Origin of the sequence: Glacieibacterium frigidum (assembly GCF_007097155.1) — a bacterium.
Lineage (GTDB): Bacteria > Pseudomonadota > Alphaproteobacteria > Sphingomonadales > Sphingomonadaceae > Glacieibacterium > Glacieibacterium frigidum.
Map to the genome: position 1 here is coordinate 1,698,710 of NZ_VJWA01000001.1, position 26,620 is coordinate 1,725,329.

A 26,620-nucleotide genomic window follows, 5' to 3' on the forward strand; every position below is an offset into this window, starting at 1 on the left:
AGCGCCGAGACCCACGGTGCCGCAGGCGGGATATCGGCGCCGGCCGCGACGGGTTCCGGCCTTCGCCGGAATGACGCACAAGAGGCGGATGCCCGACCTCGCCGCCACCATCGCCACCATCGCCGCCGACATGGCGAGCGTCACCGACCGCGGCAAGGTCGCCGACTATATCCCCGAGCTTGCGGGCGTGCCGCTGGGCAAGTTCGGCATCGCGGTGTGCACCGCCGACGGCGCCGAGCACATCGCCGGCGACGCCGACGAGCCCTTCTCGATCCAGAGCGTCTCGAAGCTGTTCACGCTGAAACTGGCGCTCGACATCCAGGGCGACGCGCTCTGGACGCGTGTCGGGCGCGAGCCGTCGGGTAGCGCGTTCAACTCGATCGTCCAGCTCGAGGCCGAACGCGGCATTCCCCGTAACCCGTTCATCAACGCCGGCGCCCTCATCGTCGCCGACGTCATCGCCGAGGCGCACGACGATGACCGCGGCGCGATCGGCGCCATCCTGCGCTTCCTGCGCGAGCTTGCCGGCACCAGGGGCAACCCCGACGAGACTATCCAGATCGACCCGCGCGTGGCGTACTCGGAGGCCGCGACAGGCTTCCGCAACGCCGCGCTCGCCAATTACATGAAGAGCTTCGGCAACCTCCGCCGCCCTGTCGACGAGGTGCTGCAAACCTATTTCCACCAGTGCGCGATCGCCATGTCCTGCCGCCAGCTCGCCCGCGCCACCCGCTTCCTCAGCGCAGGCGGCGAGGCCGACGGCACGGCCATCGTCACCCCCGAACGCGCCCGCCGCATCGCGGCGCTCATGCTGACCTGCGGCCACTACGACGCCAGCGGCGACTTCGCCTTCCGCGTCGGGCTGCCGGCCAAGAGCGGCGTCGGCGGCGGCATCGTCGCGGTGGTGCCAGGGCGGGCGAGCGTCGCGGTCTGGTCGCCGGGGCTGGGGGCGCAGGGCAACTCGGTGCTGGCGACGCTGGCGCTGGAGCGGCTGGCGGGGGCAATGGGGTGGTCGGTGTTCACGCCGGAGGGGGGGTGATGTCGGGCCGCTCATTCACCACGTTGCTTAGCTCAAAGTGTCAGCTAAAGTAACATTACGGAAGCGCTTCACAGTCGGATCACGGGTATCGACTGACCGTCTCGTGAAAGAATTGGGTATCTTCATGGCTGAGATTGAATTGGAATTTGTCGATGAGGATGACACTGCGCTTCAGGAAAGCGAGACTGAAGCCTTCTCCGATGCGGTTCTCTATTCATCAGATTGGACGGTTGAGACTGTTATTTCTCAGCTGAAGAGCAAGAATATCGACCTCAATCCACGCTTTCAGCGCCGGGATGCGTGGACCCTCAAAGGCAAAAGCCGCTTCATTGAGTCGATAATCATCGGCCTACCGATCCCGCAGATAGTGCTCGCTGAAAAGAAGGGCCAACGTGGGCAATTTATCGTTCTTGACGGAAAGCAACGACTTTTAGCTCTTCTACAATTTACGGGTCAATCCGAAGGAGATAAAAATGGATTCGGATTAAGTGGCATGGAGGCTCGCACCGACCTCTCCCGGAAGCGTTTTTCGCAATTACAGAAAGATCCAGCACGCCGCGATGACTTAAACATATTCTTTAATAATACAATTCGGACCGTAGTCATTCGCAACTGGCCTAACACCGCATTTCTTCATCTAGTCTTTTTGAGACTAAATACCGGAAGCGTTAAGCTGTCTCCGCAAGAGCTGCGGCAGGCTATGGTTCCGGGACCATTTTCCGACTTTATTGACGATATAGCAATGGATATGAAGTCGGTCCAGAGACTTCTTTCGCGGACAAACCCGGATCCAAGAATGCGGGACGTCGAACTTTTAGTGCGGTATCTCTCATTCAGACGTTTCTTGGCTGAGTATGGTGGCCGAATGAAAGAATTCCTAGATAATTGCTGTGCTTCACTGAACGAGCACTGGAACAGAGATCAAAACTCCGTTTACAGGAACCTTGGCGATTTTGACGCTGGGCTTGACATACTATTTGAGGTATTTGGGGACAATTTGCTTGCACGCAAGATAGGATCGAAGTCCTTTAATAGAGCAATATTCGACGTCTTGATATTTTATGCAACTGATCAAATCATTCGAGAAGCTATGCTAAGTAATAGAGAAACTGTTTTAGAAACCTATAATCAATGTTTATCAAATCAGGCATTTCTAGAATCAGTTGAGAGCGACACCGCAGGTATACCGCATACCTACGATCGACTGGCGATTTGGGGAACCGCTCTACGAGCGGCGCTAGGCATCGAATTCAACGTTCCGACTGTGACGACTAACCAAGATGGGTCTGTAAGGATAAATTTCGCCGGATTTCGCTAACGTGTCGGCCCGTTTTGATGAATTGTCGGTCAGAATTGGGGAGCTAAGAAAGCTTCTCTTGCCTGCTAAGTTTGATCCAACTGGCCTCTACAAAGATGCGATGCGCGTCTCAACACGGGCAATGTCTTTCCGCGTTCTTTGCCATGCCGAGGTTGAGGCATACATGGAAGATCGTGTTTTGGAGATATCATCTACGGCTCTTAAGTCTTGGGAGAAGATGAGGTACGTTTCAACAACAGCGTTTCATATGATAGGATTTAGCGGGCGCACGCTCGACCGACCACCAGAAACGCTCCATACGGAAGATCAAAATAAGACCAAGGACTGGCTGTCAAGAGTTGAGATTCATGATCGATTTTCGCGTTGTGTCGCCGATTATCAGCGGCGCGTTAGAAAGGAAAATCACGGGATCAAAGAAAAAAATATTATGCAGATGCTAGTTCCCATTGGCTTTGATATGACAAAGTGCGACGGTATTTTTCTTCAAGCTATGAGTACTTTTGGTGAAGCGCGCGGTACGGTTGCTCACACGAGTGGCAAGTTACATGTGCAAAAGGGCATAGACCCAAAGGGTGAGTATTCAGTATTGCTCGGTATACTCAAGTCACTTGAGATAATTGACAAGGAGATGGATCGCCTCCTCCTTTCTGCCTGTGCGACCGAGTTGCCTGCAGCTAACTAAGCCGCCCCCAACGCCACCCCCGCCACACCACGCAACCGCTCCACCCGCCCCTTGAGATCGCTGTCGATCGCATAGTCGCTCCCCAACGTCAGGTTCGCCACCCGCCCGCCGGGCAGGGCGATGCGCGCACACACCTCCCCTCGTCCTCCCTTCGCCGCAGCGAGCGCCGCCGCGAGTGCAGGCGCCACGCCGGCGTCGAGGTCGATCGTCATCCGGCACCTTGTCCGCTTCGCTAGTTCGGCGAGCGGGGTCAGGCCGCGGATGGTGACGCGGGGGGTGTCTTCGCCGGCGCGCCACTGGAGTTCGGCCTGGAGTAGGACGGGGTCGCCGGCGGCGACGGCGGCTTCGATCAGGGTCTGCGCTTCCTCGTCGAAACAGCTCGCGACGTACTGCCCGCTGGCGTCGCTCATGGTGAGCAGCAGGTAGCGGTTACCCCCCTCCTTCTGCGGGGTGCGCCAGCGCGCTTCCTCGATCAGGCCGGCCATGACGACGGGGTGGCGGCCGCCCTCCTTCGGCGCCTGCATCCCCTCGCACTGCGTCCAGGTGCGCGCGCCATTGGCCTCGAGGACGTGCGCGAAGGCGTCGGCGGGGTGGCCCGAGAAGTAGAAGCCGAACGCCTCCTTTTCCTTGGCCATCGTCTCGGCGAGGCTCCAGCGCGCGGCCGGCGGCACGAGCATCGCGGTCGAGCGTTCGGGGGCGTCGCCGAACAGCGCGACCTGCGCACTCTCGCGCGCCGCCTGCGCCGCCTGCGCGGTGCCGAGGATCGCCTCCGCCAGCATGTGCACCCCGGCGCGGTTGGGGGCGTGGGTGTCGAAGGCGCCCGCGGCGATCAGGCTCTCGACCTGGCGCTTGTTGAGCAGCTTCGGATCGATGCGGTGCGCGAAATCGGCGAGGCCGGTGAAGGGTTTCGTGCCGCGCGACGCGACGACGCCCTGCATCGCCTTCTCGCCGACGCCCTTGAGCCCTGCGAGCGCATAGCGGACGCCCTGCCCCTCCACCGCGAAGTCGGCGTCGCTGGCGTTGATGCACGGCGGCAGCACGGTGACGCCCGAGCGCCGCGCATCGTCGACGAATGCCGCGAGCCGGTCGGTGTTGGTGCGATCGTACGCCATCGACGCGGCGAAGAACTCGCACGGGTGGTGCGCCTTGAGCCACGCGGTCTGGTAGCTGACCACGGCATAGGCGGCGGCGTGCGACTTGTTGAAACCGTAGTTGGCGAACTTGAGGACAAGGTCGAAGATCGCCTTTGCGGTCTCCTCCTTGATGCCGTTCGCCGCGGCTCCTTCCGCAAAGCGCGCCTTCTGCGCGTTCATCTCGGCGAGGATCTTCTTGCCCATCGCGCGGCGCAGCAGGTCGGCCTCGCCGAGGCTGTAGCCCGCCAGCGTGCGGGCGATCTGCATCACCTGCTCCTGGTAGACGATGATGCCGTAGGTCTCCTCGAGCACCGGGCCCATCAGCGGGTGGAGGAGCGCAACCGCCTCGCGCTTGTGCTTGCGCGCCGCGAAGCTGGGGATGTTGTCCATCGGCCCCGGGCGGAACAGTGCGCCGAGCGCGACGATGTCGGCGAAACAATCGGGCTTCACCTGCGTCAGCGCGCGGCGCATACCTTCGGATTCGAACTGGAACACCCCGACCGTGTCGGCACGCGCGAGCAACGCATAGACAGCGGGGTCGTCGAGCGGCAGCGCGGGCCAGTCGACGATCACGCCACGCTCGGCGAGCATCTTGGTCGCTCGATCAAGAACCGACAGTGTCTTGAGGCCGAGGAAGTCGAACTTCACCAGCCCCGCCTTCTCGACGTACTTCATGTCGAACTGGGTGATCGGCATGTCGGAACGCGGGTCGCGGTACAGCGGCACCAGCTCCGCCAGCGGCCGGTCGCCGATCACCACGCCCGCGGCGTGGGTCGAGGCGTGGCGCTGCAGCCCCTCGAGCTGGAGGGCGATATCGAACAGGCGTTCGACCTTCGCGTCGCGGCGGCGCTCGGCGATGATCTCGCCGACGCCCTCGTACTTGCGGCCGTCCTTGTCGGTGCCGATGCCGAGCGTGCGCGCCAGCGTCCACGGGTCGGTCGGCAGGTTGGGCACCTGCTTCGCTAATCTGTCGATCTGGCCGTACGGCATCTGCAGCACGCGGCCGACGTCCTTCAGCACGGCGCGCGCCTTCAGCCGCCCGAAGGTGATGATCTGCGCCACCCGGTCGCGGCCGTAGCGCGCCTGGACGTACTGGATGACCTCGTCGCGGCGGGTTTCGCAGAAGTCGATGTCGAAGTCGGGCATCGACACGCGGTCGGGGTTGAGGAAGCGCTCGAACAGCAGCCCGTGGAGGATCGGGTCGAGGTCGGTGATGGTCAACGCCCAGGCGACGACCGAGCCGGCACCCGACCCGCGCCCCGGCCCGACGGGGATGCCCTGCGCCTTCGCCCATTTGATGAAGTCGGCAACGATCAGGAAGTAGGCGCTGAACCCCATGTCGGCGATGACTTGCGTCTCGAACGCCAGCCGCGCCTCGTAGGGCGCGCGGTCGGCGATGCCCGCCGCATCGAGGCGCGCGGCGAGACCGGCCTGTGCATCGGCGGTGAGCGCGGCCTTTTCGGCCTCGGGGTCGCCCGCCGCGAGGCTCGGCAGAATGGGCTTGCGCGCCGGCGCCGCCACCGCGCAGCGGCGCGCGACGACGAGGGTGTTGGCGACTGCCTCGGGCAGGTCGGCGAAGCGCAGCGCCATCTCGGCGGCGGGCTTCAGCCAGTGATCGGGGTTCGAGCGGCGGCGGTCCTCGGCATCGACATAGGTCGAATCGGCGATGCACAGCAAAGCGTCGTGCGCGGCATGCATGTCGGGGGTCAGGTAGCGCACCGGGTTGGTCGCGACGAGCGGCAGGTCGCGCGCCGCCGCGAGCGCCAGCAGCGCGCCCTCCGACTTTGCCTCGATGGGGTCGTTCGTACGGCTGATCTCGACGTACAGCCGCCCCGGGAAGGCGGCGACGAGCGCGTCGGCATAGGCGTCCGCATCCTGCCCGTCGGCGAGCAGCCGGGCGAGCGCCCCCTCCGCACCGCCAGTCAGGCACAGCAGGCCGTCGCTGCGTTCCGCTATATCGGCCAGCGTCAGCGCGACATCGTCCCGCCCGCCGAGGTGCGCGGCACTGACCAGCGCGATCAGGTTGGCGTAGCCCGGCTCGTCCTGCGCGAGCAGCACCAGCCAGTCGACGACGGGCTTCTGCAGCACCGTCCGCGCGCCGGGCCGCTCGACCCCGACCAGCGCGCCGACGATCGGCTGAACGCCGGCCTCGGCGCAATAGTCGGAGAATTCCATCGCGCCGAACATCGCGTTGCGGTCGGCGAGCGCGACGGCCGGAAAGCCGCCCGCGCGGCACGCCTTGGCGATCGCGGCGGGCTGCGCGGCGCTCTCCAGCATCGAATAGGCCGACTGGACGCGGAGATGGACGAACGAGGCATGGGGCATGGCTACGAATATGGCGGCGGGACTCGCACGGGCACAAGGCGGGGGGCGTGGTTTGCGGGGGATAAGTCGCTTCGGTGGCCTTCCTTCTTCGCGCCTTCGCGTGAAACCCTGTGTCCTGCCTTCGCCCCGAGAGCGGGACCTAGAATCTCACACGAAGGCACGAAGGCACGAAGAAGAAGGGGAAGAAGGTAGAAACTGGTCGAGGTCGGCCGCCCTCTCTTCCTTCTTCGTGCCTTCGTGCCTTCGTGTGAGCAATTCTCTTGTCTGCGGTCGGCAGGGACGGGATGACGACGGGCAGGCGACGCGCTACCCAACCCCCATGTCCGAAGCCTCCCCCGCCGCCACCGTCGTCATCCTGCGCGAAGGCGCGGGCACCCCCGAGCTGCTGCTCACCGAGCGCCACGGCAAGCTGGGGTTCGCCGGCGGCGCGATGGTCTTTCCGGGCGGCAAGGTCGACGACGGCGACCTGGGGATCGCACGCGACCCCGAACTCGCTTGCGGCTTCGAGGCACTCGCCGACACCGACGCCGCCGCGCGCATCGCTGCCGCGCGCGAGGCGTTCGAGGAGGTCGGCATCCTGTTGTCGGCAGGCCCGGCGCTCGACGCCGCGACCGTCGCCGAGTGGCGCGCCCGCTTTGCCGACAGTAGCGACGAGGCGGGCACCTATGCCGCCTTCCTGCGCGCTTGCCGACACCGCGCCGACGCCGCGCGCCTGACCCCGTTCGCGCACTGGGTGCCGCCTGCCGGGCTGCACCGCCGCTTCGACACATTATTCTACATCGCGGTCGTGCCGGCCGGCACCGAGGCGCTGATCGACGGCACCGAGGCGGTCGCCGCGCACTGGACCACTGCTGCAGCGGCCTGTGCCGACACCGGCCACACATTGATCTTCCCGACGCGCCGCAACCTCGAACGCCTCGCGCAATACGACAGTGTCGTCGCGCTCCTCGCCACGCTCGACCGCCCGCCGACGCGCATCGAACCGCGCATCGTCGAGCGCGACGGCGCGCAATGGCTGACGATCCCAGAGGGTTGCGACTATCCGGTCACCGAGGAACGTCTGGAGCGCTCGCAGCGGGGCTGAGCAGCGGCCCGATCAGCGGACGCAGCACCGCAACGGCAACCAGCGACAGACCCGCGACACCGGCATGGACAAGCCAGAAATCGACCGTCGTCAACCGGTCGTACAGCCCGCCGAGCGCGCCAACCGCGAACTGCGACGCCGCGTCGTAAAGCGCGAACACCGCCATCATTACCGCGACGATGGCGAGCGGCGCGGCGCGCGCGAAGGTCGACTGGATCACCGTGTAACTCATTGGGGTAGCGATATCGGACAGCAAGAAGAATAGCAGCACCGGCCAGATCGAGACCTGCCCGGCGCCCGCAACCCAAGTGCCCCAGGCCAGCGCCAGCAGAGCGGCGACCTGGATCGTTCCGCCAAGTGCGATCCAGCGCCAGTCGCTCCAGTCGCGGCCCGCCCGCGCCTGCCGCGCCCAGATGCGGGTCAGCACCGCGACTGCGATAATCGTCAGCGCGCCGTCGATCGACACGAACCACGTCACCGGCATCGTCAGCCCGAAGACCGACCGGTCAACCTTGGCCTCGGCCCAGACGAGCAGGATGTTGAACGCCTGGTTGTACGCCGCCGTCATCAGGATCAGCGGCAGCAGCATCAGCACGAGCGCGCCGATCACTTGGCCATCGCGGCGCGATAGCTTGGCGCGCATCGCCCCGCCGCTCCTTCGCAGGGCATCGACGGGCAGATGCCGCCAGCCCACGACATAGACCCCGATTGCCACCAGCATCGCGATCGCCGCCGCGCCGAAGCCCCAGTCGAAGCCGATCTTCTCCCCCAGCGTGCCCGCGATCAGCGGCGCCGCCATCGCGCCGACGTTGAGGCCGATCAGATAGATGCCGAAACCGCCCTTGCGCCGCGGATCGTCGGGTCCGTACAGGCTCGCGACCTGCGCCGCCATGTTGGCGCGGACCATTCCCGACCCCGTCACAAGCAGAACCAGTGCGACAAGGAAATACGCCGGCTGGGTCATCAGCGCATGCCCCGCCGCCATGATCAGGCAGCCGGACAGCACGGCACGGCGGGCCCCGATCAGCCGGTCGCCGATCACCCCGCCGAGCAGCGGCATGATCGACACGGTGCCTGCATACAGGCCGTAGATCGCTGAGCCGAGCGCGATGATTGACGGCGTTCCGCTGCCGAACAACAGTCGCTGCAGCCCGCCAAGACCAAGCACGGTCTCGATCGTCCCGGGCCGCAGCAGTTCGGCGTTGAGGTACAACGGCAGCAGCGTGATCATGCCGTAGAAGGAGAAGCGGTCGAAGGCTTCGGTCGCGACGATGGTGCGCAGCGCGCGCGGCTGCGCGGTCGTCTCGACGGTCACTCGCAGTCCCCCATGCCCCGTTCGCAGACTAGGGGCCGTGCCACCTAGCGCAAGGGCTCGTCCTGCACCGCCGCCTTCTTCCGCAAATCCCGCACCGCGCTGTACGCACCCGCCGCGATGAACGCCGCGAGGACCGCCCATACCCACCACGGAATGCCGCGCCCGGCGATGGCGAGATAGAGATACGCCGCGACGAAGCTGATGCCGGTGCCGATGATCGGCAGCGTCGCCGGTCGCCCCGCGCGCAGGCGCCGCACCGTCCACGCGCTGAATAGCAGGAAGAATGGGATCGCCCCGACGTAGATCGCGCCGAAGATCAGCGGGTCGACGCCGTATTGCGCGCCGAGGCCGAGGAACCAGGCCTTCGCCGCCTCCCAGCTCACGGCTTGATGACCTCGCCGCCCTTCATCACGAAGGCGATGGACTTGAGGACCGTCACGTCGCGCAACGGGTCGCCCGCGACCGCGACGATGTCGGCGGCCATCCCCGGCGCGATGCGGCCGACCTGATCCTTGATGCCGAGCAGTTCGGCGGCGCCTGTCGTCGCCGCGACGATCGCGGTGGCAGGTGTCATGCCGTGCTTGACCATCAATTCGAACTCGTCGGCGTTGCGGCCGTGCTTCGACACGCCGGCGTCGGTGCCGAAAGCGATCTTCACCCCTGCCGGCACCGCCTTTTCAAGCGCTTGGCCGGTGATCGAGATGCGATACTTGACCTTCGCCAGCACCGCGGGCGGATAGGCATTGGGGTCGGCGGCAAGACGCTCCAGATAGCCGTTCACCGTCGACAGCGTCGGCACGTACCATGCCCCGCCCGCCTTGAAGAGCTTCAGGCTGTCCGGGTCCATCAGTGTGCCGTGCTCGATCGAATCTGCCCCTGCTGCCAGCGCCGCGTTGACCCCGTCGGCGCCGTGCGCGTGCACCGCCATCTTCTTGCCGTAGAGGTGCGCGGTATCGACCAGCGCCTTGACCTCGTCGTCGAAGATCTGCCGACCCAGCCCGACGCCGATGCGGCTGTTGACGCCACCGGTCGTGGCGATCTTGATGACGTCGACGCCGCGCCGGATCTGCAGGCGCACCGCCCTCCGGCACGCATCGACGCCGTCGCAGATATTCTCCTGTCCGATCGACGCGTGCAGGTCCTCAGCGACGCCCAACGTCGCGTCCATATGGCCCGAGGTGGTCGAGATCGAGCGGCCCGCGTCGAGGATGCGCGGCCCCTTCACCCAGCTTGCAGCGACGGCATCGCGCAGCGCCAGCACCGCGCCGCTGTCGTCGCCCAGGTTACGCACGGTGGTAAAGCCGGCCCGCAACGTCTTCATCCCGTTGACCTGCGCCCGGAACGCCTTGGTACCGGGCGAGTCCGACACGCCCTCGACCAGCGCCGCGACGCCGCCGGCATCGGAATCGAGATGGACGTGCGCATCGATCAGGCCCGGCAGCACGAAGCGGTCGCGCAGGTCGATGACGCTTGCCCCTGCCGGCGGTGGCGTGAAGCCGTCGGCGACCGAGACGATGCGGCCACCGCTGACCGTGATCGTCGAAGCCCCGCGCGCCGCCTTGCCGGGCTGGTCGAGCAGCTGGCCCGCGTGGATGACGATGGTCGCCGGCGTCTGCGCCGCGACCGGAGCGGCGGCCAACAGCGCCGCCACCAGAATTCTCATGCCGCCTGTCTCCTTGCCGCCGCCCATAGCCCCGGCGCGATACCCGCCCCCGGATAGGCGAGCAGCACGTCGCCGTCGCCATCGAACTCGATATCGGTACCGGTCTCGGCCAGCCAGACCTCACCCGCGCGGCACGGGGCGCCGTCGATGCGGCCCGCGCCGCCGATGATCGCCAGCCAGGTCGCGCGTCCCGCGGGCGGGTTGAGCGTCGCCCGGCCATTCGTCGCGACGCGCTCGATGACGAAGCTCGGCCCCTCGACCAGCGACCGCCGGCCCTCGCCGAGCGAGCGGGAGACGTGCTGCCAGTGCCAGGGCCCGGGCTGCGCCGCCGCAACCCCGTCGCCGACATGCAGGCTGCGGTCGCGCCCATAGTCGAACAGCCGGTAGGTCAGGTCGAGGTTCTGCTGCACCTCGACGAGGGTAAGCCCCGCGCCGATCGCGTGGATCGTCCCGGCGGGCGAGAAGAACACGTCGCCGGCCTGCACCGGCCGCCAGTCGAGCAGCGCCTCGATCGATCCGTCGCACGCCGCCGCCGCCAGCTCATCGCGGCTGACGGCAGTGCGCAGCCCCAGCGCGATCGTCGCGCCCGGTTCGGCGGCGAGAATGATCCACGCCTCGTCCTTGCCGCGCGGCAGGCCCATCGCCTGCGCCGTCGCGTCGTCGGGGTGAACCTGCACCGACAGGCGCTCGGCGGTGAACAGCGTCTTGAGCAGCAGCGGCGCCTCGGCTCCGCCGTCGTAGATCAGTTCGCCGATCGCGGTGCCGCGCAGCGCGCTCCACGGCGCCAGGTCGCGACGCCCCCAGGGCTTTGCGACTGCTTTGGGGTTCAACTTCGTCGCAGCCATCTCATATCCCGGCACCGGCACGCCCCCTGCGCCGTTACTGCCCCACAATCGCGCCTCGCGCACCCCCGGAGACCCAGATTTGCGCGCGTTGCTGTTCCTGTCGCTGCTAGCCTTAGCCGTGTGGGGGCTTGTGCGCTACCTCGAGCGGACGCGGCCGCAGGACCTGCCCTGGACGCCGCTCGATCTCGCTGCACCGCTCGGGCGCGCCACGGCGTGGAAGCTGGCGAGCCTCGAGGGCGACCCGGCGTGGTGCCGCCGCCTGCTCACCCTCGACGGCGTGAAGTTCGAGGCGGTGCCCGACCGCACCACCGCGCCGGGCTGCGGCTGGCAGGGCGCGGTGAAGCTGACCGGTTCTGAATGGTCGCCGCGCGGACCGGTACTGACCTGCCCGATGGCGGCCGCGGTCACCGTCTGGCAGCGCCATGTCGTTCGCCCGGCGGCGCGCAAGCATCTCGCGAGCAATCTGACGCGCATCGACCATTATGGCACCTATAGCTGCCGCACCGTTGCCGGCAGCGCGCGGCAGAGCCAGCACGCGACGTCGAACGCCATCGACATCGCCGCGATCCGCACCGTTCGCGGCGAGCCCATCAGCGTGCTGCGTGACTGGAACGGCACGCCCGAGCGCGCCGCCTTCCTTCGCGACATCCACGACGGTGCGTGCCGGGTCTTCGGCACCGTGCTCGGCCCCGACTACAACCGCGCGCACCGCGACCATCTCCACTTCGACCTGGCGAACTGGAATTTCTGCCGCTGAGCCTATTCGCCGTCGAGTGGCGGCGGTTCGGCATTCTCGTTGTACCCGCTCGACGGCGCCGGCTCCATGCCGCGCCCCGGCTGGGTGTTCGACGGCGGATCGCTGGTCGGGAAGGTCTCGTCGAGTTCGACGTCGAGCTTGGCGTCGGCATCGGCCGGATCGCGCTTCAGCCCGGCATGGCTCTCGGCGTCGATGGCGTCGCGATGCTCGGGCACCGGCGGCGTGGCCGGGTTGGCGAGCGGGCGGTCGGTATCGGTCATGTCATTCTCCCCTGGTCGTTGCGCCTCCTACGCGCCACCGGGGTCGCACGTTCCCGCAGTCGGTTGTCCGCAGCCCCCCGCGCCCCTATCTTACCCACTCGCCGCGCCTCCCTTGCGCGCCGAACAAATCTGGAACAAACTCCCCTCATGCTGACCCACATCAAGGTGCGCGGCGCGCGCGAGCACAATCTGAAGAACGTCGATGTCGACCTGCCGCGCGACAGCCTGGTGGTCATCACGGGGCTCAGCGGGTCGGGCAAGTCGTCCCTCGCCTTCGACACAATCTATGCCGAGGGGCAGCGCCGCTACGTCGAGTCGCTGTCGGCGTACGCGCGGCAGTTCCTCGAACTGATGTCGAAGCCCGACGTCGATCACATCGACGGCCTGAGCCCGGCGATCAGCATCGAGCAGAAGACGACGAGCAAGAACCCGCGCTCGACCGTCGCGACGGTCACCGAGATCTACGATTACATGCGGCTGCTGTGGGCGCGCGTCGGCGTGCCCTATTCGCCCGCGACCGGCCTGCCGATCACCGCGCAGCAGGTCAGCCAGATGGTCGACCGCGTCCTCGCGATCCCCGAGGGTACGCGGCTGCTGCTGCTCGCCCCCATCGTCCGCGGCCGCAAGGGCGAGTACCGCAAGGAACTCGCGCAGCTGCAGAAGGACGGCTACCAGCGCGTCAAGATCGACGGCACTTTGTACGACATCGACGACGCTCCGGCGCTCGACAAGAAGTACAAGCACGACATCGACGTGGTGGTCGACCGTATCGTCGTCCGCCCCGACGCCGGCGCGCGGCTGGCGGAAAGCTTCGAGGCGGCGCTCAAGCTTGCCGACGGCCTCGCCATTGTCGAATACGCCGACCCGCCGCTCACCCCCGACGGCGAGCATGTCGCCGACGCGACGCCTGAACGCATCACCTTCAGCGAGAAATTCGCCTGCCCCGTCTCGGGCTTCACCATCGCCGAGATCGAGCCCCGCCTGTTCAGCTTCAACGCCCCCCAGGGCGCCTGCCCGGCGTGCGACGGCCTCGGCGAGAAACTCTACTTCGACCCCGCCCTCATCGTCCCCAACGAGGCGCTGACCATCGCGCAGGGCGCCGTCATGCCCTGGGCCAAGTCGCAGCCCCCCTCCCCCTATTACATGCAGGTCCTCGCCTCGGTCGCGCGCGCCTACGACTTCACGCTCAAGACCAAGTGGAACGAGCTGACCCCCGCGCAGCAGGCCGCCGTCCTCACCGGCACCGGCAGCCGCGCGATCGCGCTGCGGTTCGAGGACGGCCGCAAGTCGTACGAGGTCACGAAGCCGTTCGAAGGCGTCATCGCCAACCTCGACAAGCGTTTCCGCGCCACCGAGAGCGCGTGGATGCGCGAGGAGCTGTCGCGCTACCAGTCGTCGGCCCCGTGCGAGGTCTGTCTCGGCGCGCGCCTCAAGCCCGAGGCGCTGAGCGTCAAGATCGCCGGCGAGTCCATCGCCGACGCCGTGCGCCGCCCGGTCAGCCAGGCCTATGCCTGGGCCACCGGCCTTGCCGAGAAACTATCGACCAAGGAGCGCCAGATCGGCGAGCGCATCCTGAAGGAGATCGTCGAGCGCCTCGGCTTCCTCAACAACGTCGGCCTCGAATACCTGTCCCTCGACCGCAAGTCGGGCACGCTGTCGGGCGGCGAGAGCCAGCGCATCCGCCTCGCGTCGCAGATCGGCAGCGGGCTTTCGGGGGTCCTCTACGTCCTCGACGAGCCCAGCATCGGGCTCCACCAGCGCGACAACGACCGCCTCCTCGTAACCCTCAAGCGCCTGCGCGACCTCGGCAACACCGTTCTGGTCGTCGAGCATGACGAGGACGCGATCCGTACCGCCGATTACATCGTCGATATGGGCCCGGGCGCTGGCGTCCACGGCGGCGCGGTCGTCGCGCGCGGCACCCTCGACGACATCCTGAACACCGAAGGCAGCATCACCGCCGACTATCTGAGCGGCCGCCGCAGCGTCCCCGTGCCCGCCAAGCGCCGCAAGGGCAGCGGCAAGAAGCTGACCGTGAAGGGCGCGCGCTCGAACAACCTGCAGAACGTCAGCGCGTCGATCCCGCTCGGCACCTTTACCTGCATCACCGGCGTCTCCGGCTCGGGCAAGTCGACTTTCACCATCGACACGCTCTACGCCTCCGCCGCGCGCACCCTCAACGGCGCGCGCATCCTGGCGGGCGCGCACGACGAGGTCACGGGGCTCCAGCATCTCGACAAGGTCATCGACATCGACCAGTCGCCGATCGGCCGCACCCCGCGCTCCAACCCCGCGACCTACACCGGCGCCTTCACCAACATCCGCGACTGGTTCGCCGGCCTGCCCGAGTCCCTCGCGCGCGGCTACAAGCCCGGCCGCTTCAGCTTCAACGTCAAGGGCGGCCGCTGCGAGGCGTGCACCGGCGACGGGCTGATCAAGATCGAGATGCACTTCCTCCCCGACGTCTATGTCGAGTGCGACGTCTGCCACGGCCACCGCTACAACCGCGAGACGCTGGAGGTGAAGTTCAAGGGCCGCAGCATCGCCGACGTCCTCGACATGACCGTCGAGGATGGCGTCGAGTTCTTCAAGGCGGTGCCGCCGATCCGCGACAAGCTCGCGATGCTGCTCGAGGTCGGCCTCGGCTACGTCAAGATCGGCCAGCAGGCGACCACCCTGTCGGGCGGCGAGGCGCAGCGCGTCAAACTGGCCAAGGAACTCAGCCGCCGCGCCACCGGCAGCACGCTCTACATCCTCGACGAACCCACCACCGGCCTGCACTTCGAGGACGTCCGCAAGCTGCTCGAGGTCCTCCACGCCCTCGTCGACCAGGGCAACACCGTCGTCGTCATCGAGCACAACCTGGAGGTCATCAAGACCGCCGACTGGGTCATCGACCTCGGCCCCGACGGCGGCGACAAGGGCGGGCAGATCGTGGCGACAGGCACCCCCGAGGACATTGCCGCGACACCCGCAAGCCACACCGGCGGCTACCTCAAGCCGCTGCTGGCAGCGGCGCCGGTTGCCGCCGCCCCGGCGAAGGCCCCCCGCAAGCGAGTGGCTGCCTAACCCCCTCCCCTGCGGAGAGGAACGCGGAGAGACGCCGCTCAGCCACCCCCTCCCCGCCGGGAAAGGGCGCGGAGAGACGGCGCGAAGCCACCCCCTCCCCGCCGGGGAGGGGCGCGGAGAGACGGCGCGCAGCGCCGGCCCCGGGGGTGGGAAGTCACCCCCAAGCGAAACCTTCAGACCTTAGCGGCCAACCCCCCCGGCATCGTATCCGCCATCGATACATCGTCCGGGATCAACCCCTGATCCGCGATCCCCGCCGCGAGCGACCCCGAATCGTCGCTCCCATCGACCCGATGCGCCAGCCCACCCCCAGGCCCCTTCGGGTTACCCGCGCGCCGAGAAGCCCACGCCCCCGCCGCAAACCCCGCCGCCGCCGCCAGCACCAGCCCCGGAACACCACTCGCCCTGCCCGTCATCGCACGCACCTCCACTGCCCGCGCCGGAGGTGGCGCAGGGTCGGGGGAGTACGGGCGAGGGGGATGGTTGGGTCCCTCTGGCAGCCGCTCTTCGAGTGAGGGCTAGCTATTCAGCTGCCTCAAGGTATTGGACAGCCTTCCCTGCAAAGAACATTCTAATTCTTTGACCAAGCCATTCGGCAACCTGCGGCGTCACGGAATTGCCAACGGCATGATAGCGCAAACTATCTGCATCTTCTCGACCAACCACAGGCGCCTCTGTCCATCCTTCAGGAAATCCCTGAACTCTCTCTACTTCCACAGGAGTGAAACGCCGAACCCTACCTTTAGGATACCAAACATAATTTCGGCTCCAATCGGTCCCAGTGTGTCGGGCCGACTCTGCATAGATGCAGTGGGCCCGGCTCTTTACGAGAGGCCCTTCGACAAAATCTCCAACGATTGTTTGAAAGAGGCTGGAAGATTTCTTCCCATTCTTGCCACTCGACGCAGTATCCCCACTGCGGCATTCGGGCTCAAAAAGTATTTGTCCGGCACCGGCCCCGTCTCGATGCACGGCAACAATATAGACTCGCTTGCGCGACTGGGGAACTCCGAAGTGTTGGCTGTTGAGCACGCGCCACGCCACACCATACCCGAGCTCATCCAGCGTCTTGAGTACGATGGCGAAGTCTCGTCCTCGGTGGCTAGTGAGAAGACCGTGGACGTTTTCGAGGACGACAATTCTTGGAGAGCGCCATCGAACGAGGTTGGCGAATTCGTGGAAGAGACCGGATTGAGAGCCTCTAAGTCCCGCTCGCGGCCCCATTCGAGCAAGGGATAGATCCTGGCATGGGAATCCTGCTGTCCAAATTTCTGAGTCGGGAATGATGTTGGGGTCGACATCTTGGACATCCTCAAAGGTAGGCACGTCAGGCCAATGTCGGTTCAGCACGCGCCGGCAAAAAGCCTTTTTTTCACATAGAAATACGGTCTCGATACCCGCCCGCTCAAACCCGAGGTCAAACCCTCCGACCCCGGAAAAAAAGGAGGAATGCAGTAGCGGCCGCATCGAGATATCCGCCCCTTGCCGGAAACCGTGTAGCATAGCTATGAACGTCCCAGTGCCAAGTGTGTCAAGCGTTGTGGCACAAGATGTGGGGGGCGCAGGGAGGCGGATTGGTCCATTTTGATATCCGTTGGCGCCCGAGTGGTGGGCGTGGTGAGTATGAGCATGTGCCTGGGGACGTGGCGCTAGCACGGCGCCTGCTCATTGACCCTATCGTGATAAGCGGTTCGCTTGTCACTACCGATGTGCGGGGTCGGATCAAGGATGGCAAGCCACGGCTCCGGCGCGAAAATCCGAATGATCGTAGTCTTTTAAATGTACACACGTTGGTAGCTGCGCTAGCGCTACTGCCAAATCCGATAAGAGAGGATAAGTATCTCCTGAGCCTGCCACTGCAGGATGGTGCTTACGTGATCAGCTCGGTGAAATTCCAAAGCGAGTTGGTCGGTATTGGTGAAATCAAATGCCGCCCGCTTTTACTTCAAGTACTTCACGACGTAAACACAATTGATGTTGAAAGCAGACTTCGGCGCATCGGCGAGTTCATCTCAAGAAATGATTTATCAGGTGAGGTTCTATCGCTTGTAGCGCGCTATAAGAAGATTATCCAATCCGGCGTTGCAGTCATAGATTTACGCTTGGTGGCTGACGAACTTATAGCCTGGCTTGCCAAAAATCCTGAAATCCGCAATTCCATTGATCAGCCTAGTTCCATAATAGAATCCAATGCGATAAAGCCGCTAGATTCTCACATTGAATTGCAGATTTTGTCGGCGGACGAAACCAATCGGAGATTGGTTTCCCATTTCAAGATCGATCGTGATCCAAATATTCGAAAGGCAAAAATCGCGGGCTTCGTAGCGGACCACGGTAAAGTGTTCTGCGAGAATTGTGAGTTTGATTTTGAGAAAAAGTATGGTGTTCGTGGCAAAGGTTATATTGAGGTTCACCACCTCGAACCTTTAGCAAAAATCCTCCCTAACACGCTCACATATTTGTCAGACCTAATGCTGCTTTGCGCGAACTGTCATCGCATTGTGCATCGAACGAAAACGCCAATCTCGAAAACTGACTTGCAACTGATCACCGTTCCTTAAGGGCGCGCCATGTGCAACGAAGCCGCCCGCAGAACCGCCCTCGGCCTGATGCGCGAGGACTTCAACCAGGTCCGCATCGAGCTCACCTTCCCCGAGGGGCTGCCCAACCTGGGGGAGAGCCCGAGCATCCGGATCACCGATACGACCGTCATCGTCCGCGCTGCCGGCGAGACGGCGGAGATGGTGCAGCGGCGGTGGAGCTGGGTCGGCCCGGGGGGCAAGCCGGTGTATAATTACCGCTCGGAGGGGCGGCGCTTCGGCAACGCCGCGACGGGGGGGCGGTGCCTGATCCCCCTCGATGGATTCTACGAATTCACCGACGCCCAACCTCCCCTCTCCCTGGACGCTGGCGCGTCCGGCCCCTCTCCTGCCAAGAGGAGAGGCAAGAAGGACAAGTGGCTGTTTTCATTAAATGAACAGCCCGAAGGCGAGATTTTGGAAACCGCTCCTGAGTGTAAAGTTCGTAAAGTAAGGACCCCGCGCGCAGCCCCCGGGCTGTTCTGCGTCGCCGGGCTGTGGCGCGCCGATGCCGACCTGGGCAAGGCGGGGCGGGGGGAGGCGTGGACGATGCTGACCTGCGAGCCCGGGCCCGACATCGCGCCCTATCACGGGCGGCAGATCGTCATCATGCCCCGCGACCGCTGGGCCGACTGGCTGGCGGGGGTTGTGCCCGCCGCCGACCTGATCGCGCCGACGCCCGCGGGCACGCTGACCGTCGCTCGCGCCGCCTGACGCCTGCACGGTCGCCAAGCCCCGCGCGGGATGCGATAGGGCGGGCATGAGATTCGCACCCCACGCCGCCCTCGCCACCGCCCTCCTCGCCGCCCTGCCCGCGCCCGCGCTGGCGTGGGGAGAATATGCCCATCGCCTGACCGGCGCGGTCGCCTTTGCCGAGGCGAAGCCCGCGACGAAGCGTGCCATCCGCGCCCTGCTGCGCCAGTCGGCGGCGGTCGACACGCCGTCGTGCCCGCTGCGCACGCTGGAGGATGCGGCGTACTGGCCCGACTGCGTGCGCTCGCTGGGCGACCGCTATGCCTATGCCGCGTCGTGGCATTACCAGAACGTCAGCGTCTGCCGCGACTTCGACTTCGCCGCCGCCTGCCCCGACGGCAACTGCGTGACCGCGCAGATTCCGCGCCAGTTGGCGGTGCTCAAGGATCGCCGCGCGCCGTTAGCGAAGCGCATCGAGGCGCTGGCCTTCGTCACCCACTTCGTCGGCGACATGCACCAGCCGGTCCACATCGGCGACAAGGGCGACCGCGGCGCCAACGACGTGCGCGCCGACTATGGCGACAAGGCGCTGCCGCGCATGAACCTGCACCGCATCTGGGACACCGAGATGGCCGAGCGCGCGCTGACCGAGCCGCCCATGGTGACCGCGCGCGTCACACGGGCCGAGCGCGCGGCGTACCGCGGCGGCACGGTCGAGGCCTGGGCGCGCGAGAGCTGGCAGGCGTCGAAGGACACCGCATACGGCAAGCTGCAGAACTATCCGGATCGCTGCCTGCTGCCGCCCGCGCCGACGCCGCCCGCAACCCCGGCTCCGGACGCTGCCGTGCCCGGCGTGACCCCGGGCGCGACCCCGATCTCCGACGCCTTCGCCGCGGCGATGGCTGGCCCGCGCGCGCATATCGACGAGCCGTACATCGCCGCCGCGACCCCGGTGGTGCGCGCGCAGGCGGTGAAGGCCGGCGTGCGGCTGGCGGAGCTGCTCGATGCGGCGTTTGCGGCACCTGCGCGTTGAGCGCCCGTAACATCTGAGGGGACGGGTACATGCGGTTCGACGACCAGCGCGAGAGCGGCAATATCGAGGACCAGCGCGGGTCGGGCGGCGGTGGCTTCGGCTTCGGCGGCGGGGGTGGCGGCGGTTTGCTGCCGGGCCTGCTCGGCATGCTGCTCGGCGGGCGCAGCCTGGGGTGCGGCGGCATATTGATCGTCGGCGCGATCCTGGCGTTCAGCGCCTTCGGCGGCGGACTGGGCAGCATCCTCGGCGGCGGCGGGGCACCGAGTGCGCCGGGCGCACAGGTCGACCAGCCGCAGATCGGCTTTCCGGGTGCGGAGACGCAAGGGGCCGCGGACGTGGCGCGCCCCGCGACGGCGGACGCGACCGACCGCTTCGTGCGCCAGGTGCTCGGGTCGACCGAGGATGTCTGGGACAAGCTGTTCCCGGCACAGCTGGGCCGCCAGTATCCGCAGCCGACACTGGTGCTGTTCTCGGGCCGCGGCACGTCGGGCTGCGGCACCGCCGACGCCGCGATGGGGCCGTTCTACTGCCCCGCCGACCGCAAGCTGTACCTCGACCAGGGCTTCTTCGACGAGCTGGCGAACCGCTTCAACGCCGGTGGCGACGCGGCCGCAGCGTACGTCATCGCGCACGAGGTCGGGCATCACATCCAGACTGTGCTGGGCATCTCGGACCAAGTTAAGGCGGCGCAGTCGCGTGCCTCGGAGCGCCAGCGCAACGCGCTGCAGGTCCGCATGGAGCTGCAGGCCGACTGCCTCGCGGGCGTCTGGGCCAAGACCAGCGGCCGGCTCGAGGCGGGCGATGTCGAGGAGGCGGTGCGCGCCGCGCAGGCGATCGGCGACGACACGCTGCAGCGCCAGTCGCGCGGCACGGTGGTGCCCGACAGCTTCACCCATGGCTCGTCGGCGCAGCGCGTCGAGTGGCTGCGCAAAGGCCTGAACGGCGGGTCGGTCGAGCAGTGCGACACGTTCGCGGACGGCGCGGTCTGATCCGGCGGGCGACTGCGGCGGATGCCGCACTGCTGCCCGCGATCGAGCAGGCGGCGGGCGCCTCGTTCGCTGCCGTGCCTGGGCTCGAGTGGATCGCGGACGACCGGGTGCTGGATGCCGAGGAGCACGCAGCAGCCATCGCGGCCGGGACCGCGTGGGTTGCCGACGATGGGGGGCTGGTCGGCTTCCTGACCGCGACCGTCGCCAGCGACGCGCTTCACATCGACGAGATCGCGGTACTGCCGGATCGTCAGGGTGCGGGGATCGGACGGCAGTTGATCGCGACCGCGGTCGAAGAGGCGCGCGCCCGCGGGCTGAGCGCGGTGACACTGACGACCTTCCGCGACGTCGCCTGGAATGCGCCCTTCTACGCGCGCCTCGGCTTCGTCGAAGCGAGCGATGCGCGGCTGGTTGCGCTGCTGGCCGAGGAGGCCGAGCGTAGACTACCCGGACGCTGCGCGATGCTGCTGACCTTGCGCTAGGCCCAGGCGGCGAACGCCTCCGCCTGCCTTGCCCGCACCCACGCCGCCGCGTCGGGGCCGGTGAACAGACCCGCATAGCCGCGCTGCCCCAGCCACCAGCCCTGCCCCGGCAGCCGGTCCGACTGGCGGACCACCAGAACCGCGAGCGGCGGGCGCCCGGCGCCGCGCTCGGCGATGTCGATGTCGTCGAGCAGCACGCACAGCGCCCGCATCTTCGGCCGCGTGAAGCGATGGCCGAGCGCCGCCAGCGCCTCGCTGTACGTCACGCTCTCCCGCGCCCGCGCCGACGCCTGCAACAGCGCACGCAGCACGTCGGCGTCCATCACTTCAGCAGATAGGTCTGCCAGAAGGTCAGCGTGGCCCAGAAGTTGTAGTCGGTGTTGACCTTCTTGCGGAAGCCGTGGCCCTCGTCGGCCGCCAGCATGTGCCAGACCGTGCCGCCGTTGCCGCGCACTGCCTTGACGACCTGCTCGGCCTCGCTGGCGGGCACGCGCGGGTCGTTGCCGCCGGTGACGATGAACAGCGGCACCTTGATCTCGCCGATGCGGGTCAGCGGCGAGATCTCGAGCAGCTTGGCGCGCTGCTCGGGGATGCGCTCGTCGCCGTATTCGACGCGGCGCAGGTCGCGGCGGTACGACTGGGTGTTCTCCAGGAAGGTGACGAAGTTGGAGATCGCGACGACGCACAGCGCCGCCTTGAAGCGCTGCGGATAGCGGATGGCGTTGGCGTAGCACATGTAGCCGCCGTAGCTGCCGCCGGTCTGGGCGAAGCGCGACTTGTCGAGGGCGGGGTCCTTCTCCAGCACGTCGAGGAAGGCGCCGATGTCCTTGACCGAGTCCTCGCGCTTGAACGGCCCGTTGTCGAGGCCGACGAAGCGCTTGCCGTAGCCGGTCGAGCCGCGGACGTTGGGGTAGAAGACCGCGATGCCGAGTTCGTCGAGCAGGTAGTTGGTCGCGCCCTTGAAGGTCGGGCGCGTCTGCCCCTCGGGCCCGCCGTGGATGTTGAAGATCAGCGGGCGCTTGCCGGGGAACTTGGCGGGGTCGGGGCGGTACAGCAGGCCCGACACGCTCTCGCCGTCGAAGCTCTTGACCGTCACCAGCTCGGGCTCGCGGTTCTTGGTTGCGTCGAGGCCGCCGGTCTCGCTGAACGTCCAGCGCGTCGCGGCAAGAGTCTTCGGGTCGACCACCCAGGCGTCGGCGGGCGAGCGCGCGCTGTCGAGGCTGAAGGCGATGTCGCCCCACGGCGCGATCTCGATGCCGCCGATGACGCCGGCGGGCAGCTTGGGCTCGCGGATACGCCCCGACTTGACGTCGAGCAGGCGCAGCTTCGACGCGCCGTTCTCGTTGACGACATAGGCGATGAAGCTGCCGTCGTCGGCGATGTCGAAGCCCTCGACATCCCATTTGCCCGGCGGGGTCAGCGCGGTGAACTTGCCGTCGCGGCCCAGCTTGCCGAGGCGCTGCACGTCGCTGTCGAGGTCGGTGGTGACATAGATCGTGCCGTCGGTGCCGTATTGCGCCGACCCCCACGCGACCTTCGCGCCCTCGGGCGTCAGGCGCGTCAGCTTGCCCGATGCGAGGTCGAGCTCGAACAGCTCCGACTGTTCGATCGACACGCCGCGCGACACCAGCGCCTTCGCATTGCCGGGCGCGATATCCTCGACGTTCCAGCCGTTCTCCTTGACCTGCAGGACCATGCGGTCGGTCTTCGCGTCGCGGGGGTCGATGACGTAGATGTCGCTCGCGGTGCCGTCGCGACGCGTGCTGGTATAGGCGACGAGCTTGCCGTCGGGGCTCCACGTGCCGCCGTCGTTGCGGCTCTTGCCGTCGGTCAGCATCGTCAGACGGCCGTTCGCAAGCGTGAACAGCTGGAAGAACTCGCCGCCGCCGATGTCCTTCGACACCAGCAAAGTGTCACCGCTGCGCGGCGCGTAGGCCGCGCGCACCACGGGCTCGGCCTCGAAGCTGATCTGCGTGCGCGCGCCGCCGGGCCGCGCGACCTCGTGCAGCTGCGCGGCGTTGCCGAAGCGCGTCGCGATCAGCAGGCCGCGCGTCTTCGGGTTCCAGCCGAGCACGCCGGCAGTGCGCGATTCGAGATAGGGCTGCGTCGCGGCGCGCAGGCTCTCGGGCAGCGCGGGGATGCCGTCGGCGGTGATCGCGGCGGGCTTGGGGATCGTCGGCACCTGCGCCTGCGCGGCCCCTGCCAACATCGTCGCCGCCAGCAAGATCATCCGCCGCATCGTCACATCCTCCCCAATTTTCTCGCGGGTCTTGGCTAGCCGTGGCAGAGGCCCCGGGCAAGCCATGGCCTTCGATCCCACCCTACCCTTCGTGCTGCTCGACGACGCGCGGGCGGGCCGCGCCACGCTGTTCCACGGGCTGGCGGCGACGGTGCGCGCCGACGCGCTGGCCGAGGTCGTGCCCGCGCTGTCGGCGCTGCGGGCGCTGGGCGGCGATCGCGCGGGGTATCTGGCGTACGAGGCGGGCTATGCGCTTGACGCGTCGCTGCCGGCGCCGCGCGGCGTTCCGTCGCCACTGCTGTGGTTCGGGCAGTTCGAGCGGGTCGAGACCCTTGGTGCCGCGCAGATCGACGCGCTGCTCGACGTTGGTCCGGCGCACGTCGGGCCGGTCGCCCCGGCGATCGACCGAGCCGCCTATGACGCGATGCTGACGCGCATCGCCGACTATATCGCGGCGGGCGACATTTATCAGGCGAACGCGACTTTCGCCGCGCATGTCGCGACACGCGGGCATCCGCTGGCGCTGTTCCGGCGGCTGCGCGCGGCGCAGCAGGCGCCGTACGGCGCGCTGGTCCACACCGGCAGCGCCTGGCTGGTCAGCCTGTCGCCCGAGCTGTTCTTCGATCTTTCGGACCGCACGCTGACGACGCGGCCGATGAAGGGCACCGCGCCGCGCGGGCCGACCGCAGAACTCGACGAGGCGGGCGCGGCGGCGCTTGCGGCGGACCCCAAGAACCGCGCCGAGAATCTGATGATCGTCGACCTGCTGCGCAACGACCTGTCGCGCGTCGCCGAACCCGGCAGCGTGCGCGTGCCCGCGCTGTTCGAGGTCGAGCGCTATCCGACCGTGCTGCAGATGACCTCGACCGTCACCGCGACGGCGCGCGGGGACGTCGACGCCGTCGACGTGCTGACCGCGCTGTTCCCGTGCGGGTCGATCACCGGCGCGCCCAAGCTGCGCGCCATGGCGATCATCGCCGAGGTCGAGGCCGAGGCGCGCGAGGCGTACACCGGCAGCATCGGCGCACTGCGGGCAGATGGCGACGCGCACTTCAATGTCGCGATCCGCACGCTGACGATGCAGGCGGACGGCGCGCGGCTGGGGTTGGGCGGCGGCATCGTCGCCGACAGCCGCGCCGACGCCGAATGGGCCGAAGCGCTGGCCAAGGCGGCGTTCCTGTCGCGCACGCCGCGCGCGGTCGACCTGATCGAAACGATGAGGTGCGAGGGGGGCGTGATCGCGCGGCGCGAACTGCATCTGGCGCGGCTGGCGACGAGTGCGGCGTTTCTGGAGGTGCGTTACGATACAGCAGCCGTGGAGACGGCGCTTGAAGCTGCTCTTTATCGTCATCCCGGCGTAAGCCGGGACCCATCTCTTGACCTGCAGGAGATGAGTCCCCGCTTTCGCCGGGATGACGATGTCAGGGTTAGGCTCCTCGTCTCCACCACCGGCGCGGTCGCGGTCCAGATCTCCCCCCTCCCCCCGCCCCCGACCGAGCCGGTGCGCGTCGTCCTCACCCCCCTCCCCGTGCCCGCAGACGACTGGCGCCTGCGCCACAAAACCGGCGACCGCGACTTCTACGACGCGGCCCGCCGCGCATCGGGCGCGTTCGAAGTCCTGTTCGTCCGCCCCGACGGCTACCTAACCGAGGGCAGCTTCACCTCGCTGTTCGTGCGCCGCGACGGCGTGATGTTGACCCCGCCGCTCACCGACGGCCTTCTCCCCGGCATCATGCGCGCCGAACTCATCGCCAGCGGCGAGGCCGTCGAAGCGCGCCTCACCCCCGCCGATCTCGCGAACGGCTTCCAGATCGGCAATTCATTGCGCGGATTGATGGCTGCACGACTGGATTGATGCGCAAGACCCGCGTAACGAGCGGCCCCATGCAGATCAGCCAGACCCTCCGTCGCATCAAGCCCTCGCCGACCATCGCGGTGACCAACAAGGCGGCTGCCCTGAAAGCCGCGGGCCGCGACATCATCGGCCTCGGCGCGGGCGAACCCGATTTCGACACGCCCGACTTCGTCAAGGAGGCCGCGATCAAGGCGATCCGCGACGGCCAGACCAAATATACCCAGATCGACGGCACGCCCGCGCTGAAGGCCGCGGTGCAGGCCAAGTTCGCGCGCGACAACGGCCTCGACTACGGCCTCGACCAGATCAGCTGCAACGTCGGCGGCAAGCACACGATCTTCAACGCGATGATGGCGACGCTCGATCCGGGCGACGAGGTCGTCATCCCGGCGCCCTATTGGGTCAGCTATCCCGACATGGTGCTGGTCGCGGGCGGCACGCCGGTGATCGTGCCGTGCGGCATCGACCAGGGTTTCAAGCTGACGCCCGCGCAGCTCGACGCCGCGATCACGCCGGCGACCAAGTGGCTGATCTTCAACTCGCCGTCGAACCCGACGGGCGCTGCGTACAGTCGCGCCGAGCTGCGCGCGCTCGCCGACGTGCTCGTCCGCCACCCGCACGTCCACATCCTCGCCGACGATATGTACGAGCATATCGTCTATGACGGGTTCGAGTTCGCGACGATGGCGCAGGTCGAACCCGCGCTGTACGACCGCACGCTGACGGTCAACGGTGCGTCGAAGGCGTACGCGATGACCGGCTGGCGGATTGGGTTCGCAGGCGGGCCGAAGTGGCTGATCAAGGCGATGGCGACGATCCAGTCGCAGTCGACCTCCAATCCCTGCTCGATCGCTCAGGCCGCCGTCGTCGCCGCGCTCAACGGCGACCAGTCGTTCCTGATCGAGCGCAACGCCGCCTTCGCCAGGCGCCGCGACCTGGTCGTCTCGATGCTCAACCAGACCGCCGGACTGCGCTGCCCGACACCCGAAGGCGCCTTCTACGTCTACCCCGACTGCGCCGGCCTGATCGGCAGGACGACCCCCGACGGCACGATGCTCGCCGACGACGAGGCGGTCGCGACGTACTTGCTCGACACGGAGGGCGTCGCCGTGGTCCACGGCGCCGCGTTCGGCGGCTCGCCGGCGTTCCGGATCAGCTATGCGACGTCTGAGGCGATCCTCGAGGAGGCGTGCACGCGGATCCAGCGGGCGGTGGGGCGGCTGGGCTGAGGCGTTCGAAGGACAGTTGAAAAAAGAAACT

General features: G+C 66.9%; 22 protein-coding genes. 13 read left to right on the top strand and 9 right to left on the bottom strand.

Annotation, left to right across the window (positions count from 1 at the left end; all coding sequences use genetic code 11):
- Nucleotides 1-88 precede the first annotated feature (88 nt).
- From FMM06_RS08165 to FMM06_RS08175, 3 genes are all read left to right on the top strand, one after another.
- On the top strand, nt 89-1,039 hold the full coding sequence (locus tag FMM06_RS08165; protein ID WP_144236766.1) for a glutaminase: 951 nt from the start codon (nt 89-91) through the stop codon (nt 1,037-1,039).
- A 124-nt stretch (nt 1,040-1,163) separates the two neighbouring features.
- On the top strand, nt 1,164-2,357 hold the full coding sequence (locus FMM06_RS08170; RefSeq protein WP_144236767.1) for a GmrSD restriction endonuclease domain-containing protein: 1,194 nt from the start codon (nt 1,164-1,166) through the stop codon (nt 2,355-2,357).
- 1 nt (nt 2,358) lies between these two features.
- Nucleotides 2,359-3,039, top strand: coding sequence for a hypothetical protein (locus FMM06_RS08175; protein WP_144236768.1), 681 nt, complete (start codon nt 2,359-2,361; stop codon nt 3,037-3,039).
- Here the strand turns inward: FMM06_RS08175 and dnaE are convergent.
- Entirely contained in the window at nt 3,036-6,497 is a 3,462-nt protein-coding gene (gene dnaE, locus FMM06_RS08180; RefSeq protein WP_144236769.1) for a DNA polymerase III subunit alpha, read from the bottom strand. The two genes, FMM06_RS08175 and dnaE, sit on opposite strands and share 4 nt — an antisense overlap.
- 319 nt (nt 6,498-6,816) lie before the next feature.
- Between dnaE and FMM06_RS08185 the strand changes: the two genes are divergently transcribed.
- On the top strand, nt 6,817-7,581 hold the full coding sequence (locus FMM06_RS08185; protein ID WP_144236770.1) for an NUDIX domain-containing protein: 765 nt from the start codon (nt 6,817-6,819) through the stop codon (nt 7,579-7,581).
- Here FMM06_RS08185 and FMM06_RS08190 read toward each other — a convergent pair.
- The 4 genes from FMM06_RS08190 to FMM06_RS08205 are packed head-to-tail and all read right to left on the bottom strand — an operon-like array spanning nt 7,544 to nt 11,404.
- A complete protein-coding gene (locus FMM06_RS08190; RefSeq protein ID WP_185965095.1) occupies nt 7,544-8,896 on the bottom strand; it encodes a peptide MFS transporter in 1,353 nt (450 codons plus the stop codon). The two genes, FMM06_RS08185 and FMM06_RS08190, sit on opposite strands and share 38 nt — an antisense overlap.
- 44 nt (nt 8,897-8,940) lie before the next feature.
- Nucleotides 8,941-9,279: a DUF4175 domain-containing protein gene (locus tag FMM06_RS08195; protein ID WP_144236772.1), complete on the bottom strand. Its 339-nt coding sequence runs from the start codon at nt 9,277-9,279 to the stop codon at nt 8,941-8,943.
- Entirely contained in the window at nt 9,276-10,559 is a 1,284-nt protein-coding gene (locus tag FMM06_RS08200) for a metal-dependent hydrolase family protein (protein WP_144236773.1), read from the bottom strand. The genes FMM06_RS08195 and FMM06_RS08200 overlap by 4 nt, the downstream gene beginning before the upstream one ends.
- A complete protein-coding gene (locus FMM06_RS08205; protein ID WP_144236774.1) occupies nt 10,556-11,404 on the bottom strand; it encodes a class I mannose-6-phosphate isomerase in 849 nt (282 codons plus the stop codon). The genes FMM06_RS08200 and FMM06_RS08205 overlap by 4 nt, the downstream gene beginning before the upstream one ends.
- A gap of 118 nt (nt 11,405-11,522) precedes the next feature.
- Here FMM06_RS08205 and FMM06_RS08210 point away from each other — a divergent pair, with 118 nt between their 5' ends.
- Nucleotides 11,523-12,161, top strand: coding sequence for an extensin-like domain-containing protein (locus tag FMM06_RS08210; protein ID WP_185965096.1), 639 nt, complete (start codon nt 11,523-11,525; stop codon nt 12,159-12,161).
- 2 nt (nt 12,162-12,163) lie between these two features.
- Here the strand turns inward: FMM06_RS08210 and FMM06_RS08215 are convergent, their stop codons facing one another.
- Nucleotides 12,164-12,421, bottom strand: a complete 258-nt coding sequence (locus FMM06_RS08215) for a hypothetical protein (RefSeq protein WP_144236776.1) — start codon at nt 12,419-12,421, stop codon at nt 12,164-12,166.
- A 147-nt stretch (nt 12,422-12,568) separates the two neighbouring features.
- Here FMM06_RS08215 and uvrA point away from each other — a divergent pair, with 147 nt between their 5' ends.
- Nucleotides 12,569-15,490, top strand: a complete 2,922-nt coding sequence (gene uvrA / locus FMM06_RS08220) for an excinuclease ABC subunit UvrA (protein ID WP_144236777.1) — start codon at nt 12,569-12,571, stop codon at nt 15,488-15,490.
- Between the two features lie 522 nt (nt 15,491-16,012).
- On the opposite strand, the gene FMM06_RS17400 is transcribed toward uvrA, so the two are convergent.
- Entirely contained in the window at nt 16,013-16,993 is a 981-nt protein-coding gene (locus FMM06_RS17400; RefSeq protein ID WP_185965097.1) for a DNA cytosine methyltransferase, read from the bottom strand.
- A 71-nt stretch (nt 16,994-17,064) separates the two neighbouring features.
- On the opposite strand from FMM06_RS17400, the gene FMM06_RS08230 reads away from it, so the two are divergent.
- From FMM06_RS08230 to FMM06_RS08250, 5 genes are read left to right on the top strand one after another with little or no spacing between them, the layout of a single operon-like run.
- A complete protein-coding gene (locus FMM06_RS08230; RefSeq protein WP_185965098.1) occupies nt 17,065-18,051 on the top strand; it encodes an HNH endonuclease in 987 nt (328 codons plus the stop codon).
- A 9-nt stretch (nt 18,052-18,060) separates the two neighbouring features.
- Nucleotides 18,061-18,783 carry an SOS response-associated peptidase family protein gene (locus tag FMM06_RS08235; RefSeq protein ID WP_144236780.1) on the top strand — a complete coding sequence of 241 codons (723 nt, stop codon included), beginning with the start codon at nt 18,061-18,063 and terminating at the stop codon, nt 18,781-18,783.
- A 46-nt stretch (nt 18,784-18,829) separates the two neighbouring features.
- Complete coding sequence (locus FMM06_RS08240; RefSeq protein ID WP_144236781.1) at nt 18,830-19,795, top strand: S1/P1 nuclease; 966 nt, start codon at nt 18,830-18,832, stop codon at nt 19,793-19,795.
- A 29-nt stretch (nt 19,796-19,824) separates the two neighbouring features.
- The gene (ypfJ, locus tag FMM06_RS08245) at nt 19,825-20,784 is read left to right on the top strand and encodes a KPN_02809 family neutral zinc metallopeptidase (RefSeq protein WP_144236782.1); all 960 of its coding nucleotides are present in this window, start codon (nt 19,825-19,827) and stop codon (nt 20,782-20,784) included.
- Nucleotides 20,754-21,266: a GNAT family N-acetyltransferase gene (locus FMM06_RS08250; RefSeq protein WP_185965099.1), complete on the top strand. Its 513-nt coding sequence runs from the start codon at nt 20,754-20,756 to the stop codon at nt 21,264-21,266. Before ypfJ ends, FMM06_RS08250 begins: the two co-directional genes overlap by 31 nt.
- Here the strand turns inward: FMM06_RS08250 and FMM06_RS08255 are convergent.
- A complete protein-coding gene (locus tag FMM06_RS08255) occupies nt 21,263-21,589 on the bottom strand; it encodes a ribose-phosphate pyrophosphokinase (RefSeq protein WP_144236783.1) in 327 nt (108 codons plus the stop codon). The two genes, FMM06_RS08250 and FMM06_RS08255, sit on opposite strands and share 4 nt — an antisense overlap.
- Complete coding sequence (locus FMM06_RS08260; RefSeq protein ID WP_144236784.1) at nt 21,589-23,505, bottom strand: S9 family peptidase; 1,917 nt, start codon at nt 23,503-23,505, stop codon at nt 21,589-21,591. Before FMM06_RS08260 ends, FMM06_RS08255 begins: the two co-directional genes overlap by 1 nt.
- Before the next feature lie 64 nt (nt 23,506-23,569).
- Between FMM06_RS08260 and pabB the strand changes: the two genes are divergently transcribed.
- Nucleotides 23,570-25,360 carry an aminodeoxychorismate synthase component I gene (gene pabB, locus FMM06_RS08265; RefSeq protein ID WP_144236785.1) on the top strand — a complete coding sequence of 597 codons (1,791 nt, stop codon included), beginning with the start codon at nt 23,570-23,572 and terminating at the stop codon, nt 25,358-25,360.
- A gap of 29 nt (nt 25,361-25,389) precedes the next feature.
- On the top strand, nt 25,390-26,589 hold the full coding sequence (locus FMM06_RS08270; protein WP_144237152.1) for a pyridoxal phosphate-dependent aminotransferase: 1,200 nt from the start codon (nt 25,390-25,392) through the stop codon (nt 26,587-26,589).
- Nucleotides 26,590-26,620 lie beyond the last annotated feature (31 nt).

What these genes read in the sequence shown, in the direction of transcription:
- FMM06_RS08260 (WP_144236784.1), bottom strand. Translation starts at nt 23,505, where the DNA reads ATGCGGCGGATGATCTTGCTGGCGGCGACGATGTTGGCAGGGGCCGCG.
- FMM06_RS08170 (WP_144236767.1), top strand. Translation starts at nt 1,164, where the DNA reads ATGGCTGAGATTGAATTGGAATTTGTCGATGAGGATGACACTGCGCTT.
- FMM06_RS08255 (WP_144236783.1), bottom strand. Translation starts at nt 21,589, where the DNA reads ATGGACGCCGACGTGCTGCGTGCGCTGTTGCAGGCGTCGGCGCGGGCG.
- FMM06_RS08165 (WP_144236766.1), top strand. Translation starts at nt 89, where the DNA reads ATGCCCGACCTCGCCGCCACCATCGCCACCATCGCCGCCGACATGGCG.
- FMM06_RS17400 (WP_185965097.1), bottom strand. Translation starts at nt 16,993, where the DNA reads ATGCTACACGGTTTCCGGCAAGGGGCGGATATCTCGATGCGGCCGCTA.
- pabB (WP_144236785.1), top strand. Translation starts at nt 23,570, where the DNA reads ATGGCCTTCGATCCCACCCTACCCTTCGTGCTGCTCGACGACGCGCGG.
- FMM06_RS08185 (WP_144236770.1), top strand. Translation starts at nt 6,817, where the DNA reads ATGTCCGAAGCCTCCCCCGCCGCCACCGTCGTCATCCTGCGCGAAGGC.
- uvrA (WP_144236777.1), top strand. Translation starts at nt 12,569, where the DNA reads ATGCTGACCCACATCAAGGTGCGCGGCGCGCGCGAGCACAATCTGAAG.
- FMM06_RS08240 (WP_144236781.1), top strand. Translation starts at nt 18,830, where the DNA reads ATGAGATTCGCACCCCACGCCGCCCTCGCCACCGCCCTCCTCGCCGCC.
- ypfJ (WP_144236782.1), top strand. Translation starts at nt 19,825, where the DNA reads ATGCGGTTCGACGACCAGCGCGAGAGCGGCAATATCGAGGACCAGCGC.
- FMM06_RS08205 (WP_144236774.1), bottom strand. Translation starts at nt 11,404, where the DNA reads ATGGCTGCGACGAAGTTGAACCCCAAAGCAGTCGCAAAGCCCTGGGGG.
- FMM06_RS08200 (WP_144236773.1), bottom strand. Translation starts at nt 10,559, where the DNA reads ATGAGAATTCTGGTGGCGGCGCTGTTGGCCGCCGCTCCGGTCGCGGCG.
- FMM06_RS08235 (WP_144236780.1), top strand. Translation starts at nt 18,061, where the DNA reads ATGTGCAACGAAGCCGCCCGCAGAACCGCCCTCGGCCTGATGCGCGAG.
- dnaE (WP_144236769.1), bottom strand. Translation starts at nt 6,497, where the DNA reads ATGCCCCATGCCTCGTTCGTCCATCTCCGCGTCCAGTCGGCCTATTCG.
- FMM06_RS08270 (WP_144237152.1), top strand. Translation starts at nt 25,390, where the DNA reads ATGCAGATCAGCCAGACCCTCCGTCGCATCAAGCCCTCGCCGACCATC.
- FMM06_RS08215 (WP_144236776.1), bottom strand. Translation starts at nt 12,421, where the DNA reads ATGACCGATACCGACCGCCCGCTCGCCAACCCGGCCACGCCGCCGGTG.